Annotated in this window: 13 protein-coding genes and 1 pseudogene; 9 read left to right on the forward strand and 5 right to left on the reverse strand. The window is 51.6% G+C overall.

Features of this window, described 5'->3' with window-relative positions; translation table 11 throughout:
• Positions 1-65 precede the first annotated feature (65 nt).
• A complete protein-coding gene (locus ACHZB8_RS16725) occupies positions 66-602 on the reverse strand; it encodes a hypothetical protein (protein ID WP_316861989.1) in 537 nt (178 codons plus the stop codon).
• Positions 603-779: 177 nt separating this feature from the next.
• Positions 780-1,382, reverse strand: a complete 603-nt coding sequence (locus ACHZB8_RS16730) for a hypothetical protein (RefSeq protein WP_316861991.1) — start codon at positions 1,380-1,382, stop codon at positions 780-782.
• A 737-nt stretch (positions 1,383-2,119) separates the two neighbouring features.
• Between ACHZB8_RS16730 and ACHZB8_RS16735 the strand changes: the two genes are divergently transcribed.
• The 3 genes and pseudogenes from ACHZB8_RS16735 (at position 2,120) to ACHZB8_RS16745 (ending at position 5,484) form a co-directional block, all read left to right on the forward strand.
• Positions 2,120-2,392, forward strand: a complete 273-nt coding sequence (locus ACHZB8_RS16735) for a hypothetical protein (protein ID WP_316861992.1) — start codon at positions 2,120-2,122, stop codon at positions 2,390-2,392.
• Between the two features lie 183 nt (positions 2,393-2,575).
• Positions 2,576-3,529 carry a hypothetical protein gene (locus ACHZB8_RS16740; RefSeq protein ID WP_316861994.1) on the forward strand — a complete coding sequence of 318 codons (954 nt, stop codon included), beginning with the start codon at positions 2,576-2,578 and terminating at the stop codon, positions 3,527-3,529.
• Between the two features lie 959 nt (positions 3,530-4,488).
• Positions 4,489-5,484, forward strand: a pseudogene (locus ACHZB8_RS16745) (aldo/keto reductase).
• A gap of 308 nt (positions 5,485-5,792) precedes the next feature.
• On the opposite strand, the gene ACHZB8_RS16750 reads toward ACHZB8_RS16745, so the two are convergent.
• Together ACHZB8_RS16750 and ACHZB8_RS16755 are read right to left on the reverse strand one after the other, a co-directional pair.
• On the reverse strand, positions 5,793-6,455 hold the full coding sequence (locus tag ACHZB8_RS16750; RefSeq protein WP_316861995.1) for a DUF4405 domain-containing protein: 663 nt from the start codon (positions 6,453-6,455) through the stop codon (positions 5,793-5,795).
• An 8-nt stretch (positions 6,456-6,463) separates the two neighbouring features.
• Positions 6,464-6,928, reverse strand: a complete 465-nt coding sequence (locus ACHZB8_RS16755) for a cytochrome P460 family protein (protein WP_316861997.1) — start codon at positions 6,926-6,928, stop codon at positions 6,464-6,466.
• Between the two features lie 285 nt (positions 6,929-7,213).
• Between ACHZB8_RS16755 and ACHZB8_RS16760 the strand changes: the two genes are divergently transcribed.
• The 5 genes from ACHZB8_RS16760 to ACHZB8_RS16780 all read left to right on the forward strand — a co-directional run bounded on the left by ACHZB8_RS16760 (position 7,214) and on the right by ACHZB8_RS16780 (position 10,846).
• The gene (locus ACHZB8_RS16760) at positions 7,214-8,197 is read left to right on the forward strand and encodes an aldo/keto reductase (protein ID WP_316861998.1); all 984 of its coding nucleotides are present in this window, start codon (positions 7,214-7,216) and stop codon (positions 8,195-8,197) included.
• Between the two features lie 79 nt (positions 8,198-8,276).
• Positions 8,277-8,909, forward strand: coding sequence for a flavodoxin (locus ACHZB8_RS16765; protein ID WP_316861999.1), 633 nt, complete (start codon positions 8,277-8,279; stop codon positions 8,907-8,909).
• Between the two features lie 2 nt (positions 8,910-8,911).
• Positions 8,912-9,421, forward strand: coding sequence for a cyclophilin-like fold protein (locus tag ACHZB8_RS16770; RefSeq protein WP_316862000.1), 510 nt, complete (start codon positions 8,912-8,914; stop codon positions 9,419-9,421).
• Positions 9,418-10,143: a DUF4405 domain-containing protein gene (locus tag ACHZB8_RS16775; protein WP_316862001.1), complete on the forward strand. Its 726-nt coding sequence runs from the start codon at positions 9,418-9,420 to the stop codon at positions 10,141-10,143. The genes ACHZB8_RS16770 and ACHZB8_RS16775 overlap by 4 nt, the downstream gene beginning before the upstream one ends.
• A 286-nt stretch (positions 10,144-10,429) precedes the next feature.
• Positions 10,430-10,846: a cupin domain-containing protein gene (locus tag ACHZB8_RS16780; RefSeq protein ID WP_316862002.1), complete on the forward strand. Its 417-nt coding sequence runs from the start codon at positions 10,430-10,432 to the stop codon at positions 10,844-10,846.
• A gap of 220 nt (positions 10,847-11,066) precedes the next feature.
• Here ACHZB8_RS16780 and ACHZB8_RS16785 read toward each other — a convergent pair whose 3' ends face one another.
• Positions 11,067-11,303, reverse strand: coding sequence for a type II toxin-antitoxin system prevent-host-death family antitoxin (locus ACHZB8_RS16785; RefSeq protein WP_316862003.1), 237 nt, complete (start codon positions 11,301-11,303; stop codon positions 11,067-11,069).
• 127 nt (positions 11,304-11,430) lie between these two features.
• Between ACHZB8_RS16785 and ACHZB8_RS16790 the strand changes: the two genes are divergently transcribed.
• Complete coding sequence (locus ACHZB8_RS16790; RefSeq protein WP_316862004.1) at positions 11,431-12,246, forward strand: SDR family oxidoreductase; 816 nt, start codon at positions 11,431-11,433, stop codon at positions 12,244-12,246.
• The last annotated feature ends 97 nt before the right edge of the window (positions 12,247-12,343 follow it).

Genomic DNA, 12,343 nt, shown 5'->3' on the forward strand with positions numbered 1-12,343 from the left:
ATATGTATCCCGGGCGAGTCCCGGTCGTCCGGTCGAAAATGCGAATTTTGCTGTGTCCGATGTATTCATTGCGCATCTCCATCGATTACTTGTGGCAACGAGAAGATGCCGACAGCAGTCGTTGGTGCAGGGTCAGCAGATGGAACCTGTGATGGGGATGGCACGACACCTGATTTGGACAGGTGTCGATATTTCGGTTGGGGCTTGTTGCTCTGCCAGGCAATCACATCAGCTCTACGCCAACGTTTCCGATTCCGCGCGTTAGGGCGCTTTCCAAACGAAAGATCGATTGGCGCGGGAAAGTCTGGACTATAATTGGGTGAGGAAGGATTGGCCCAGCGATAGATGATCGATGGATCTGTCCTACCCATATCTTGGGCCACCTGACTTGCTGTCAAGAGAGGCTTTGTCAACTCTTCCCAATGTTTTGCAGACTGGTCGGCAGCAAGTCCGAGGGCCTCAAAGACGACGGACCAGCGGGTGCCGTTGGCGCGCAACACGATGCCTGCGTCCTGTAGGACTTCTTTGAGGCTCCGTGCCGGCACACCGAAAAAGGCGATCAGGTCTTTGCGGTTGATGTAACTGTCTTTGCATTTTGTCATATAAAGGGAACTGGAAAAATTTTCCGAGAAACCAAAATAAAAATGCAACATTTTAGTAATTATTTTACAAGTTATTGTATTTGTTTATGAAATCTATTGCCGGAAGTATGTGAGATGATAGCAGCAGGGGCAAACAGTTTGGCCCGGCGACAGTGAAGCAATCGCCGGGCTGGTTGTTTATGCAAGATGCGGAGGCACGGGATACATGATAAGGGTTGCCAGGCGTTGCCTCTCAGCCAGTGACGTTGGTTTGTTTAATACATATACACGTCGCCAACCCATCATCTCTTCTACGATTGGAATGCCGGCGTGACATCCGCACATGAACCTGTAGTAATATTGCGCACGCAAAAAAGCCAAGAGCGGGGCGCTGCCCGGATTAAGATTTTTGCGATCAAAAAAACGACGCAGCTTTGCAAGTGTGTGATAGCCCCGACAATCTGGAAAGCCATCAGGATGTCTATTTGCTGCGGCCAACGACAGGCCGACCAAGGGCACCTTGCGTTGGCTATCTGGATTTTTCGACCGGATGCTATCCCCAATGCATATATGAGGGATTGGATCGTCAAGGACGATGTCGCAGGGGGCAAGGCCTGTGAGATCTCCTGCTCTGCAGCCAGTTTCGAGCATTATCAGCAAAAAATCGCGTGAGGTGTCTTCGAGGCCATCAAAGGCATTAGGAGCAAGCCAGTCAGACTTGATCCGTGCGATATCGGACACCAACTCAGCAAAGTTGGGTTCATTTCGGAATTGTTCGGTTTTGATGATCGATTTTATCATCACAATCTCCATCATTGGTTTCACAAGACAGGAGGATGCCTCTGCAAAAAGCAGCAGGCGATCGCTCCCTGAAAGCAAATAGGACGATCAAGGACGGACGAAAAACGCTTATTCGGTCATATTTTTAGGTAAATATGCGTATATTGGCGACGGAGTCGGCCAAGACAATTGGGAGTGTTATGTATTGTTTCCAACGGCCATCTATAAAGGTGGCAAAAAATTCAATAAATTTGGCACATTCGTTTGGGCCTCGTCGTAATCCGCCCTACTTTCGCCAGTGTAACGACATCCAACAGAACCTGTTCGCTTTTTTCCGGTCTTTTCGACATCCGGCAGCCAATCAGGTCATGTCTGGGCGGATTGATCTGTGATTTACATTGTTACAGTTTCAGTTGTTGGATGAGCGGGACGGGATCATCCATAATATCTGTTCCGCACTCCTTTACCGGAAATCGCTGAATTCTGCGGTTCTTTTCCCCATTTTCTCCTTGCGACCGAAAAAAGCACGGGTCCGTTTGGGTTTGTATCGCAATCGCCGTAGTTCCTTGATGTGGGCCGGTGTGTGATCGCTGGCCGTGATCGCAATCCCGCGATCGGAGATCGGATCCCGGCGTTATGGTACCGCAATGCTCAACAATTGAGTTCGAGAGAGTGCCAATCCATGGCAGGCATGCTCATTGCCACCCATGGATGCTGTCCAATGCTGTCCTGCAGATGCTTCGCATGGATGGTCTGACATGACGTTATCCTGCGACATGGATCCCAAATGCGGATCTGCCGATCTCCATAAAGCAGCAAAAAGCCAGCCCAAAAGCGAAACGGCGATTTATCTGGCACGCCTGTATGCCGCTCGTGACAAGGCAGCCGTGTTGATTTCAGATGGCGAAGAATGGGTATTGCCCCATTTTGAAAGGATCCTTGCTGAGATCGAAAAGCTTGAAGAAAAGCAGAAGCGACTGGATCTTGCCCTTGAAATCGCCCGCAAGGCCAAGCAACCGCGGGCAGATTGATGAGCTCGACGTAATCGACACGTCCTCTCTTGCAAGAAAATGCGATCACTTTTTCTGGTTCGCTGAAATCCGCCCTAAGTCCCGTTCAAGGCTCTTGGACAAGGATTGTGATCTGAACCAATCGTTCCTTTGGCCTCATTGCGAAAAACCAATGATCGGTATGTGCCGAGGAACAGGATCAATATGAGCGATCAGAATGAGATTTTCGGGAAATACAATGATGTGTCGGTGCTGACGCGACATGTCGATGACGCACTTTTGCAGCTGGCAGACACATTCGACACAGCGGAGTTCGTCTCAGCTCTTACGACTGCAGGACAAAGAGGTGCCGATGATGAAAAAGTGCATCAACGCGTTTTGCAACAATGCAAGCGGGACGGTAAGATCAGGGCTGGAGCCAAAAAGGGAAAGTGGCAAAAAGCCACTGGCATCAAGACGGAAAGACCCGAGTTCCTGAAGACACTTGTCTTGGGCTTTTCCGTCGCTGTGTGTCTTTTAATCTGGGGAGCTCAGATCGCAATCAATGTGCGGTTTGCCTGGGAGGTGGCGGGTGCTGATCCGTTCTTCCAATGGACCATGGTGACAATCATGGCGGCTCTGGATCTAGGTCGCCCCTTGTTTATGGCCAAAGGCATGCATGTCCTCTCAAGGCGCCTGCGTCGTGAGGCTACGCTTTACTTCACGATTGGTTTTACGCTGGCGTCGGTGTCATTTTTGTGCTCGAGCTCGATGTTGTCCGCGTCATTTGCGCAGGGGCAACTGATCAATATCCGGATCGATAAAAAACAGGAGACAATCGAGAGGCTGGTGGTTGATGCAAGGGAGTTTCGCCAAAGAGCGATTGCTTTGCAGGCGGAGGCAGACGAAGAGTGCGCGCATGGAGGGTGCGGCCCCAAAGCCAGAAAGCTGCAAAAGGACGCCGAAGCGAAGGAATTACAGGCAAAAGACGCCCAAGATCAGCTCGACCAAATGTCAAAGCAGGTAGAAAGACCACCGGAAATGATCGCAGGTCTGGTGCATGCCTTCGAAAATATGCATCTTTATGGTGATGATCATAAAATGCGACTGCCCTATCTACTGGCTTTTGTCATCGAATTGGCCGCGCTCTTTGGCCCCGGCCTGCTTTTGAGGCGATAATTGCCTTGTTGCCGATTGAATGGATCCTGTGGCACCGGTCTTGCCCTCTCATCCTTTGAAGCGGGCAATATCAGGGTCATGCGTCTCCGCTCGATCAGATGCCTTGTGATTGTCGTGAAATACTGTGGTGAAGGTGCCTTGCGGCTATTCGCGTGGCAGGTCCGATTCTGTCTTCATGCCAATCAAGAGCCATCTCTGGGGAAAATACGAACCTCTCGGTGTTGACCATCAGGCCGTTTTGGTAGCTCACAATCTGAGCTCACATTGACACGTCGACTACGCGCATCATGGTTCTCGCGCAAAATGTCGACACAATGATCACACAATGCGGCTTCTGCTCAATGGATGTGTTTTCGTTCGGTACTCCGGATTGCGTTTTTTGTTCCCGTCAACACTGCCAGTGCAACCATCACGGGCGTGACACAGGCATTTACCCTCACATCATGATGTTGGTCGGCAGGGTCCGTAAAGGTTTGCGCAATTATCCAATAGACGTTTTCGTCGATGAATTGCGGGAAATGACCAAAGTGTCAGGAATGAGATTCACACCGCAACTGAGGCGGCATTCGTGACCTGGCATGCCAATGCTGGTTCGATTTGAGCTGTGCGTGTTCATGGTGGCGTTCTGTGTCAACCGTGACAGCTGTTATGGCCAAGGCTGGAATGCTGAAGGCATCACACCTCCGAGGATCAACGTGTGTTGCAAAGCGAGAAGTCTGTGACGGATCACGGTTCAGCTGTGGCGCGAGTGCTTTTGCCGCTTCTGGGCAGCAAGGCATGGAGGTCGTGAGAGGCCTTTTCGTTATCGCGACAAAGAAGTCTTCATTCATTGAGATTCAAGATTAATGTAAGCGAAAATGCCCCCCTAATCTGCAACCGATAAAAGAACTAAGTCAAAGGATAAAATTATAGCTTCATAGATACCAACAAAAACGCAGTCTATGCGGGAGTTTTGATGAATGAAAACCAGAATATTGGGAGAAAATGGGCTTGAGGTGTCAGAAATTGGCCTTGGGTGCATGGGCATCACTCAGGTTTACGATACCGCTCTTGAAGAACAGGACGCAATCAACTTTCTTCGGGACGCCTATGAAGACGGGGTTACCCTTTTTGATACGGCGGAGGCCTATGGGCCATTCGTCAATGAAGAGATTGTTGGGAAGGCGCTGGCCCCATTTCGAGATGAAGTGGTTGTCGCAACCAAGATCGGCTTTGATTTCGATGCCATAGCCGGCGAACGGCGAGCCGGAGTGAATAGCGACCCGAAACACATTCGTCCTGCAGTGGACCGGTCATTGAAGCGACTGCAAACCGATTGAATTGACTTGCTGTATCAACATCGCGTGGATCCTAAAGTTCCAATGGAGGACGTTGCAGGCACGATCGGAGAGTTGATTGAAGAGGGGAAGGTCTTGCATTTTGGCCTTTCGGAGGCAGGCGTTTCCAGCATTCGAAAAGCTCATGCAGAAACGCCTGTTACCGCTCTGCAAAGTGAGTACTCACTTTGGTGGCAAGCCCCAGATGAAGAAATTCTGCCACTTTGCGAAGAACTGGGTATAGGCTTTGTTCCTTTCAGCCCACTGGGTGCAGGGTTCCTGACAGGTTCGATCACAGCCCAGACCTCATTTGAAGAACATGATTATCGCAATTCAGTGCCTCGGTTCAGTAAGGAGAACAGGGCGCAAAATCTGGAACTTGTTGAGCTCGTTCGAAAAATTGCAAACGAAGCGAATGCAACGCCAGCACAAATCGCAATCGGTTGGCTCTTGGCTCAGAAGGACTGGATTGTTCCCATACCTGGAACTACGAAGCGTCACCGTTTACAAGAAAATATCGGAGCAACGATCCTGGACCTTGACCCTAAAATATGGGTTGAATTGAGCGAAGCCGCAGACTCCTTGCTCCTTCCAGGAAGCCGCCTTTCACCTGCAGCCTTGGAATTGACCGGCAGATAGTTTGCATCGGCAAAGTGCTCAAACGCGCAATGTTCTAGAACAGCTTCGCAATCAAAGACGATCGCTGTTGCTTCCCATCAAAAACCAGCAATAAAAGCAAAGTGGTGATTAGCGATGCGATTCCGCATTTAACATGCGAACAGGATGTCCTAAAAATGTACGCGGTAAACAAACTCTCAAAGCTTCGTGTTTGACTTCTCGGGAGAGTGGTTGGAACCCAACGGGTAACCAGAATGCAATAAGACAGCTGCAAGGAAGCTGCATTGAGAAGCCTTCAGTATATTACAAGATCAGAGCCGTCGGCTGTTTCATGTCCCCGATAGTTTGCGCCACATGTTTAACCTCTCCACGAATACCATGGTCCCGTGCGATATTATGGCTATAGAGCCAATAACACAGGCAAGATAAAGGAAATAGGGCATCACTGCCTGGCTGAAATCCCAGAAGTCGAGACTGTATTGCAAAGAAAGACGCGAGAACAGACCGAGTTCTTTTGAGCTATCCTGTGCGAACGGAAGAACGAACAGCGTGCACAGCCAGAGCCAAGGCGTGGGTCTTAGCCTGAGTAGGGCCCGCAATTTGGGCCACTGTATGCCGATATGAGCACCAACTGCGATAATTGCCCACCATGCTGAAAACCAATGCCATTCTTTGACCCAATATGCGCTCGGCAATGAGAGAAACTCGAACAGTGAGCGGGAAATCGAAAAACTGGTGATGACCAGAACTGTCATTGCGATCAGAACTGACGAATTCAGCAGAAGCGATACAATCCGCCGCGCATTGTATCTGCCTTTCGTCAAAGCAAGATACCAACGCCAATTGCGCCAGTTGTGCCAGATCAATACGGCGAAGAAGCTGGCTCCGAAAGCCTCATGAGCCAAATTACCAAGCCAGTAATAGGCCATCGATAACAGAAAAAGGGCAGCGGCGGCGCTATCGACGAAGAGCCTTGCCGTCTTATGATTCATGTGCAATCTCATTCGAAATCTAGCAAATCATCATAAGTGAACATATAGCGGTTGTCGGCCTGCGAAGCATGGCAGGAGCGGCATCTTTGGGTGTTTTCGTCCATGTTGATTTGGCCATTGCCCCAGAACCACTGGAATTGCCAATCTCCTGTTCGATCAGCTTCAGCATAATCCTGGCCCCAATCCCCGCCTTTTTGCATGACGAAGTAGCGATAGATTTCGCCACTGCGATAATCGACCAACACGACATGGGTGCCATCGGGCATCGGCTCACCACGCTTGACGGCACCGATCGCCTCGCGGGTGGTCATCATATGCTCGGTGATTTCGCCACGTCTGACGGTGGAGAAATGCTCCAACTGGCTGATGTCAGGCAGCGTAACGCGGTTGGCTTCGGCAAATGCCGGACTGTTGGTAAAACTCAGCGCCAGAAGCGCAAGGCCGAAGATTGGCTTGATGAAATTGAGTGCCATGAATGGTCCCTCTTGGTGATGTCAATCTATTGGGTCTTGATGCGCATTCTTGCGGCGCAGCTTTAAAGATGGTCATCGGGGCCAATGGCGATTAGAGAGCAATAAGTAATAGCCCTTATATCTGACATTCACCAATCAGGGCGAAAATTGGACCGATTTTGTCTGCTTTCATGAAGCGGAGATATAAACTCTTGCCGAAATCTCCTCCTAATCAAATCAATCCGCAGCAATTAGACTCTCATCATCGACAATGAAGCAGGTCAATTTGACCGAAAGGGTTTGATGATGAAACAGCGTAAACTTGGGAACCATGGATTGGAAGTGTCCGCCATTGGCCTCGGATGCATGGGAATGAGCTTCTCCTATGGAGAAATCCCGCCGGTCAAGGACATGGTCAAGCTGATCCATCAAGCCCACGATCTCGGCGTTACCTTTTTCGATACCGCCGAAATCTACGGGCCCTATACCAACGAATTGCTCGTGGGCGAAGCGCTGGAGCCGATCCGGGACAAGGTTGTTCTTGCCACCAAATTCGGTTTCGAGATAGGCGAAGACGGCAGTTGGAACGGCCTGACCAGTCGGCCAGACGATATCCGCAAGGCATGTGAAGGGTCACTGAAACGCCTGCGTACCGATGTCATCGATCTTTTCTACCAGCACCGCGTGGACCCCTCCGTCCCCGTCGAGGATGTGGCCGGAACCGTCAGGGACTTGATAGCCGAAGGCAAGGTACGCCATTTCGGACTGTCCGAGGCTGGCCCGCAAACCATCCGACGCGCCCATGCCGTCCAGCCGGTAGCCGCGCTGCAAAGCGAATATTCCCTTTGGACCCGCCAGCACGAGCAAAATATTATGCCCGTGGTGGAAGAGCTGGGCATCGGTTGGGTCGCCTATAGCCCGCTCGGCAAGGGCTTTCTGACCGGAGCGATCAAGGACGCCGCCGAAATCAGGGATGGCGACTTCCGCAAGGCTCTGCCTCGTTATCAGCCAGAAGCAATGAAGAATAACAGGGTTGTCGTCGATTTGCTGACTGAAATCGGCAACGAGAAGGGGGCAACACCGGCTCAGATCGCCCTTGCCTGGGTCCTTTCGCGCAAACCATGGATCGTTCCGATCCCCGGCACGACGAAACTGCACCGCCTTAAGGAAAATCTGGCCGCGATCGAAGTGGCGCTCTCAGAGGAAGATCTGGACCGCATCAATCTTGCCGCAGAAATGGTGCAGGGCGGGCGTTACACCGAAGCAACCGAAGCCATGACCGGACTGTAGCAAAGGCAAACGGATCCGGCTCTCCTGTGATGAGCCGGATCTTTGCTCTCACTGTCAGATGACGGGAAAGGAAACAACAATGACCCGCAAAGCCAGCACAGATATTACCGCGATGAGCAGCAGACGCAGCTTCCTGAAAGCTGCAGCCTCCATCGGCCTTTCGATCCCCTTCCTTATGGAGAATGCGCGCGCCCAGCAGGCCGGCCAGGGGAGCAAAATTCTTGTCGCCTATTATTCACGAACCGGCAACACGCGCACCGTCGCAGAACAGATCAAGCAGCTCACCGGTGCGGACATCTTCGAGCTGAAGACGGCCCATTCCTATCCGGCAGAATATCGCGCTACCACCGATCAGGCCAAACGGGAGCAGCAGGAGAATTTCCGCCCGCAGCTAACAGCACAGGTCGAGAATATGGCGGATTATGACGTGGTGTTTATCGGCTATCCCAACTGGTGGGCAACCATGCCGATGGCCTTCTTTTCCTTTCTGGAGAGCTATGACTTTGCAGGCAAGTCGATCGTTCCTTTCTGCACCCATGAAGGCAGCCGACTTGGCCGCAGCATAGAAGACATCGAGGCCCTATGCCCTCAGGCCACACTTCTGCAGGGTTTTTCCCTACGCGGCGCGAGCGATGGCTCGATTAGAACGGCGTCTGCTGATGCGCAGGAAGCTGTGCGGGATTGGGTCAGTGAACTGGAACTGGCGGGATAGTCATGATGATCAACGCCAAACCGGTGTTTTTCGGCTTTGCCATGGCCTTTCTGGCAGCCATCAACGATCCGGCAAATGCTGCTTCAAGCAATGAGGGACAAGCTGCAATGACCCGAGACAAGTCCAACCAGCAGGCTCTGGCGGCCATCGTCATCAGTGCAGGCGAGACGCGCATTACGGCAGACCTTTTCGACAACGCGACTGCGCGAGATTTTCTGTCCAAATTGCCCATGGAGCTTTCCATGACGGAATATGGTGACCGGGAATATTACGGCAAGCTATCAGAGACCCTGTCAACCGAAGGGTCGATGGTCGATCACTTTGAAAAGGGTGACGTGACCTACTGGGTGCCGGGTGGTTCCTTTGCCGTCTTTTATGACACCCCGGACGGGAATTCCCTCAATGATCTGATCATCATGGGCAGGATCACGTCTGACCTAACCGATTTTAAAACTCTGGGATCGTCTTCGCTCTGGCGCATCGAGCAGGTTGAGCCGGAGGCTGCGCGGTGAACAGGCAATTGTTCTTCCGCCTTGCTCTCGATTTCATCGCGACCGGACTGTTCGTTCTGGCTCTTGCCTTTGAATGGTTCGGCTCTCTGGTGCACGAGATCCTTGGCACGGTCTTCTTCCTTCTGTTGATCGCCCATATAACATTCAACCGGCGCTGGTTTGCTTCCGTGCCGAAAGCCACCCAGAACCGGCGTCGTCTGGTGACGACCCTGATCAACCTCAGCCTTGTTGTTGCCTGCGTCGCACTGCTGGTCACGAGCCTCATGATCTCGCGTGATCTTTTCTGGTTTCTTCGGCTTGATGGCGATTTTCTGGCACGCCAGATCCACACGCTTTCGGCCTACTGGATGCTGGTTATTGTCGGCATCCACCTCGGCATGCACTGGTTCATGATCATGGTGGCGGCGAGGGTGTTGCTAAACATCACCTCAAGAAGCCGCCTCAGAACATGGGCGTTGAGAGGCCTGACCATGTTGGGAGCGGCCCATGGGATCCTGGCCTCGCTCGAAACGAATCTCGGTAACAAACTCATCCTCTACTTCACCTTCAGCTATTGGGATTTTGATGCTGATTGGCTGCGGTTCTTGGCCAACTACGGAGCCATCATCACGCTCTATGCTGCCATCGGTCACTATGGAAACATCAAGTTGCAGGGCAAAAGCAAGCGGCGGGGATCTGCAGGCAAGGGACGGCGTAAAGCTGGAGTGTCAGCATCAGCTTAGGGCTGCGGAAGGCCATCCTTACTGATCGATGCGATTGATGAATGCGTCGCATAAAAGCAAGCTTGTTTTATCGTCTTATCATTTCTCATCAAAGGCATAAATTGACTGTAGACGGTGCGGTCAACGCGGAGAGATGTTCCTCAAATCCCAACAATGTGGCCTGCGAACCAGATTATATCAAAAGGATATGGATCATAGCTGCCAGTCTGGCATATCGGCTTTGGTTCGGGTTGATCGCAAGCGTTGAATTGCCAATTCAGCTTAAACCTCAATGGAGTAAAAGAAAATGTCTAACGAAAATAACTCTGATGGTATCTTTGAACGCGGGCCTGAAAACACAGCCTATGCGCAGTATTTTTTAGGACAGAGCTATTTGAATATCCTGTCCAGAGAAGGGGTGTTCATCGGTAATGTCACCTTCGAACCGAGCTGCCGCAACAATTGGCACATTCATAAGGCCGATAAGGGCGGCGGGCAGATCCTTTTGTGTACCTCCGGCAAGGGCTGGTATCAGGAAGCTGGTAAGCCTGCACAAGCTTTGAAAGCCGGCGATGTGGTCAAAATCCCTGCGGGTGTCAAACATTGGCACGGTGCAGCGAAAGACAGCTGGTTCGCCCACCTCGCTGTTGAAGTGCCAGGCGAGAACACCTCCAACGAATGGCTGGAGCCAGTTTCTGATGAAGAATATGCCTCTCTGGATTGAGAGCGGTTTGGCGCCGAAGGCATCTATCGCTTCGTCAAGATCATGGGGAATCGACCATTTCCCCAATGCCGATTTGATACCAGCCTCCCAGACACTCGCCGCACTAACATAAATTTCGTTTCCAGCATCGACCAGGAGTGATTTTGCAAATGTTCCCAGCTCAAGGTCACCCGTCAGAGCCCAAATGAAGGTGCGGGTGTTTCTAGAAGCAATCGTTTCATCAATCTTCCATCCCGAACATGGTCGCGATTTCGGCGTCACCATCATGGATACCTTTGCCCATTGCTAAACCGGCATTTTTGTAGAGGCCCAATTTACGGGGAGAGGGATCGGCTTCGTATTTGACAAGTCGAGCAAGCGGCTTGCCCGCCTTTGCAATGATCACCTCTTCACCCGAGCGGCATTTTTCGACAAGGGCCGAAAGTTTGGCTTTTGCTTCGTGTAAGTTGATTTGCATGCAGGACCTCCTGGTTGCCTTCACAATTTCTCACTATGGATGACCCCACATATTGGTTCAACTAAACACAGAGGGTTTTTAGCTTCCACTTGAAAATCCGAACAGGCTAAAAACAAGGACTATCGACATGAAAGACGTAACCGTAGTTGTCGGTGCCGGAGGCATCGGCCAAGCTATTGCGCGTCGTATCAGTAACGACCGCCAGATTTTGATCGCAAACCATACTCAAGAATCCGCTCAGGAAGCGGCAAAAGTGCTTGAGTTTGCGGGGTATGATGTGACGGCCATGGAGGCCGACATCTCGGACCGAGCAGCGGTTCAGGCTGTTGTGGCAAAAGCGCAGGACCTGGGACCGATCAAGGCTTTGGTTCAGGCGGCTGGCGTTTCTCCATCGCAAGCGCCCATTGAGCAAATTCTCAAAGTTGATCTATTTGGCACGGCAATCCTGCTTGAAGAATTCGGTAAGGTGATTGCGCCGGGAGGGGCTGGTGTCGTGATCTCTTCCCAGTCGGGTTATCGCATGCCAGCATTGACCACGGAACAGGATGCTCTTTTGGCGACGGCTCCGGCTGAAGACCTTCTGAAACTTGATTTCGTCAAGGGCGTCAAGGACACACTGCACGCCTATCAAATGTCCAAACGCTGCAATTCTCTAAGGGTAAGAGGCGAGGCGATCAACTGGGCAAAACGGAACGCACGGGTGAATGCCATCAGTCCGGGCATCATCGTCACGCCTCTGGCTCATGACGAGCTTTATGGCGAACGCGCTGACTTCTACCAAACGATGTTGAAGAAAATGCCCGCCGGTCGGGCCGGAACCCCCGATGAAGTGGCGGCTCTGGCTGCTCACATCATGGGCCCCGAAGCCGGTTTCATCACCGGCAGTGACTTCCTTATCGATGGTGGAGCAACAGCCAATTTCTTCTACGGGCCAGATGCGTAGTCGCTTTACAGTTCAGTATTCATGAATGCTGAAGATAGGTCCTTGCGGTTTAAGGCGCTTTATCCTTGGGATTCTACCTATATACTGACCCCTTTAC

Source organism: uncultured Cohaesibacter sp. (assembly GCF_963556055.3).
Lineage (GTDB): Bacteria > Pseudomonadota > Alphaproteobacteria > Rhizobiales > Cohaesibacteraceae > Cohaesibacter.

Excerpts from the sequence above, each read along its gene's own strand:
- ACHZB8_RS16760 (WP_316861998.1), top strand. The coding sequence starts at position 7,214 with ATGAAACAGCGTAAACTTGGGAACCATGGATTGGAAGTGTCCGCCATT.
- ACHZB8_RS16770 (WP_316862000.1), top strand. The coding sequence starts at position 8,912 with ATGATGATCAACGCCAAACCGGTGTTTTTCGGCTTTGCCATGGCCTTT.
- ACHZB8_RS16750 (WP_316861995.1), bottom strand. The coding sequence starts at position 6,455 with ATGAATCATAAGACGGCAAGGCTCTTCGTCGATAGCGCCGCCGCTGCC.
- ACHZB8_RS16785 (WP_316862003.1), bottom strand. The coding sequence starts at position 11,303 with ATGCAAATCAACTTACACGAAGCAAAAGCCAAACTTTCGGCCCTTGTC.
- ACHZB8_RS16730 (WP_316861991.1), bottom strand. The coding sequence starts at position 1,382 with ATGATAAAATCGATCATCAAAACCGAACAATTCCGAAATGAACCCAAC.
- ACHZB8_RS16740 (WP_316861994.1), top strand. The coding sequence starts at position 2,576 with ATGAGCGATCAGAATGAGATTTTCGGGAAATACAATGATGTGTCGGTG.
- ACHZB8_RS16755 (WP_316861997.1), bottom strand. The coding sequence starts at position 6,928 with ATGGCACTCAATTTCATCAAGCCAATCTTCGGCCTTGCGCTTCTGGCG.
- ACHZB8_RS16725 (WP_316861989.1), bottom strand. The coding sequence starts at position 602 with ATGACAAAATGCAAAGACAGTTACATCAACCGCAAAGACCTGATCGCC.
- ACHZB8_RS16780 (WP_316862002.1), top strand. The coding sequence starts at position 10,430 with ATGTCTAACGAAAATAACTCTGATGGTATCTTTGAACGCGGGCCTGAA.
- ACHZB8_RS16765 (WP_316861999.1), top strand. The coding sequence starts at position 8,277 with ATGACCCGCAAAGCCAGCACAGATATTACCGCGATGAGCAGCAGACGC.
- ACHZB8_RS16735 (WP_316861992.1), top strand. The coding sequence starts at position 2,120 with ATGACGTTATCCTGCGACATGGATCCCAAATGCGGATCTGCCGATCTC.
- ACHZB8_RS16790 (WP_316862004.1), top strand. The coding sequence starts at position 11,431 with ATGAAAGACGTAACCGTAGTTGTCGGTGCCGGAGGCATCGGCCAAGCT.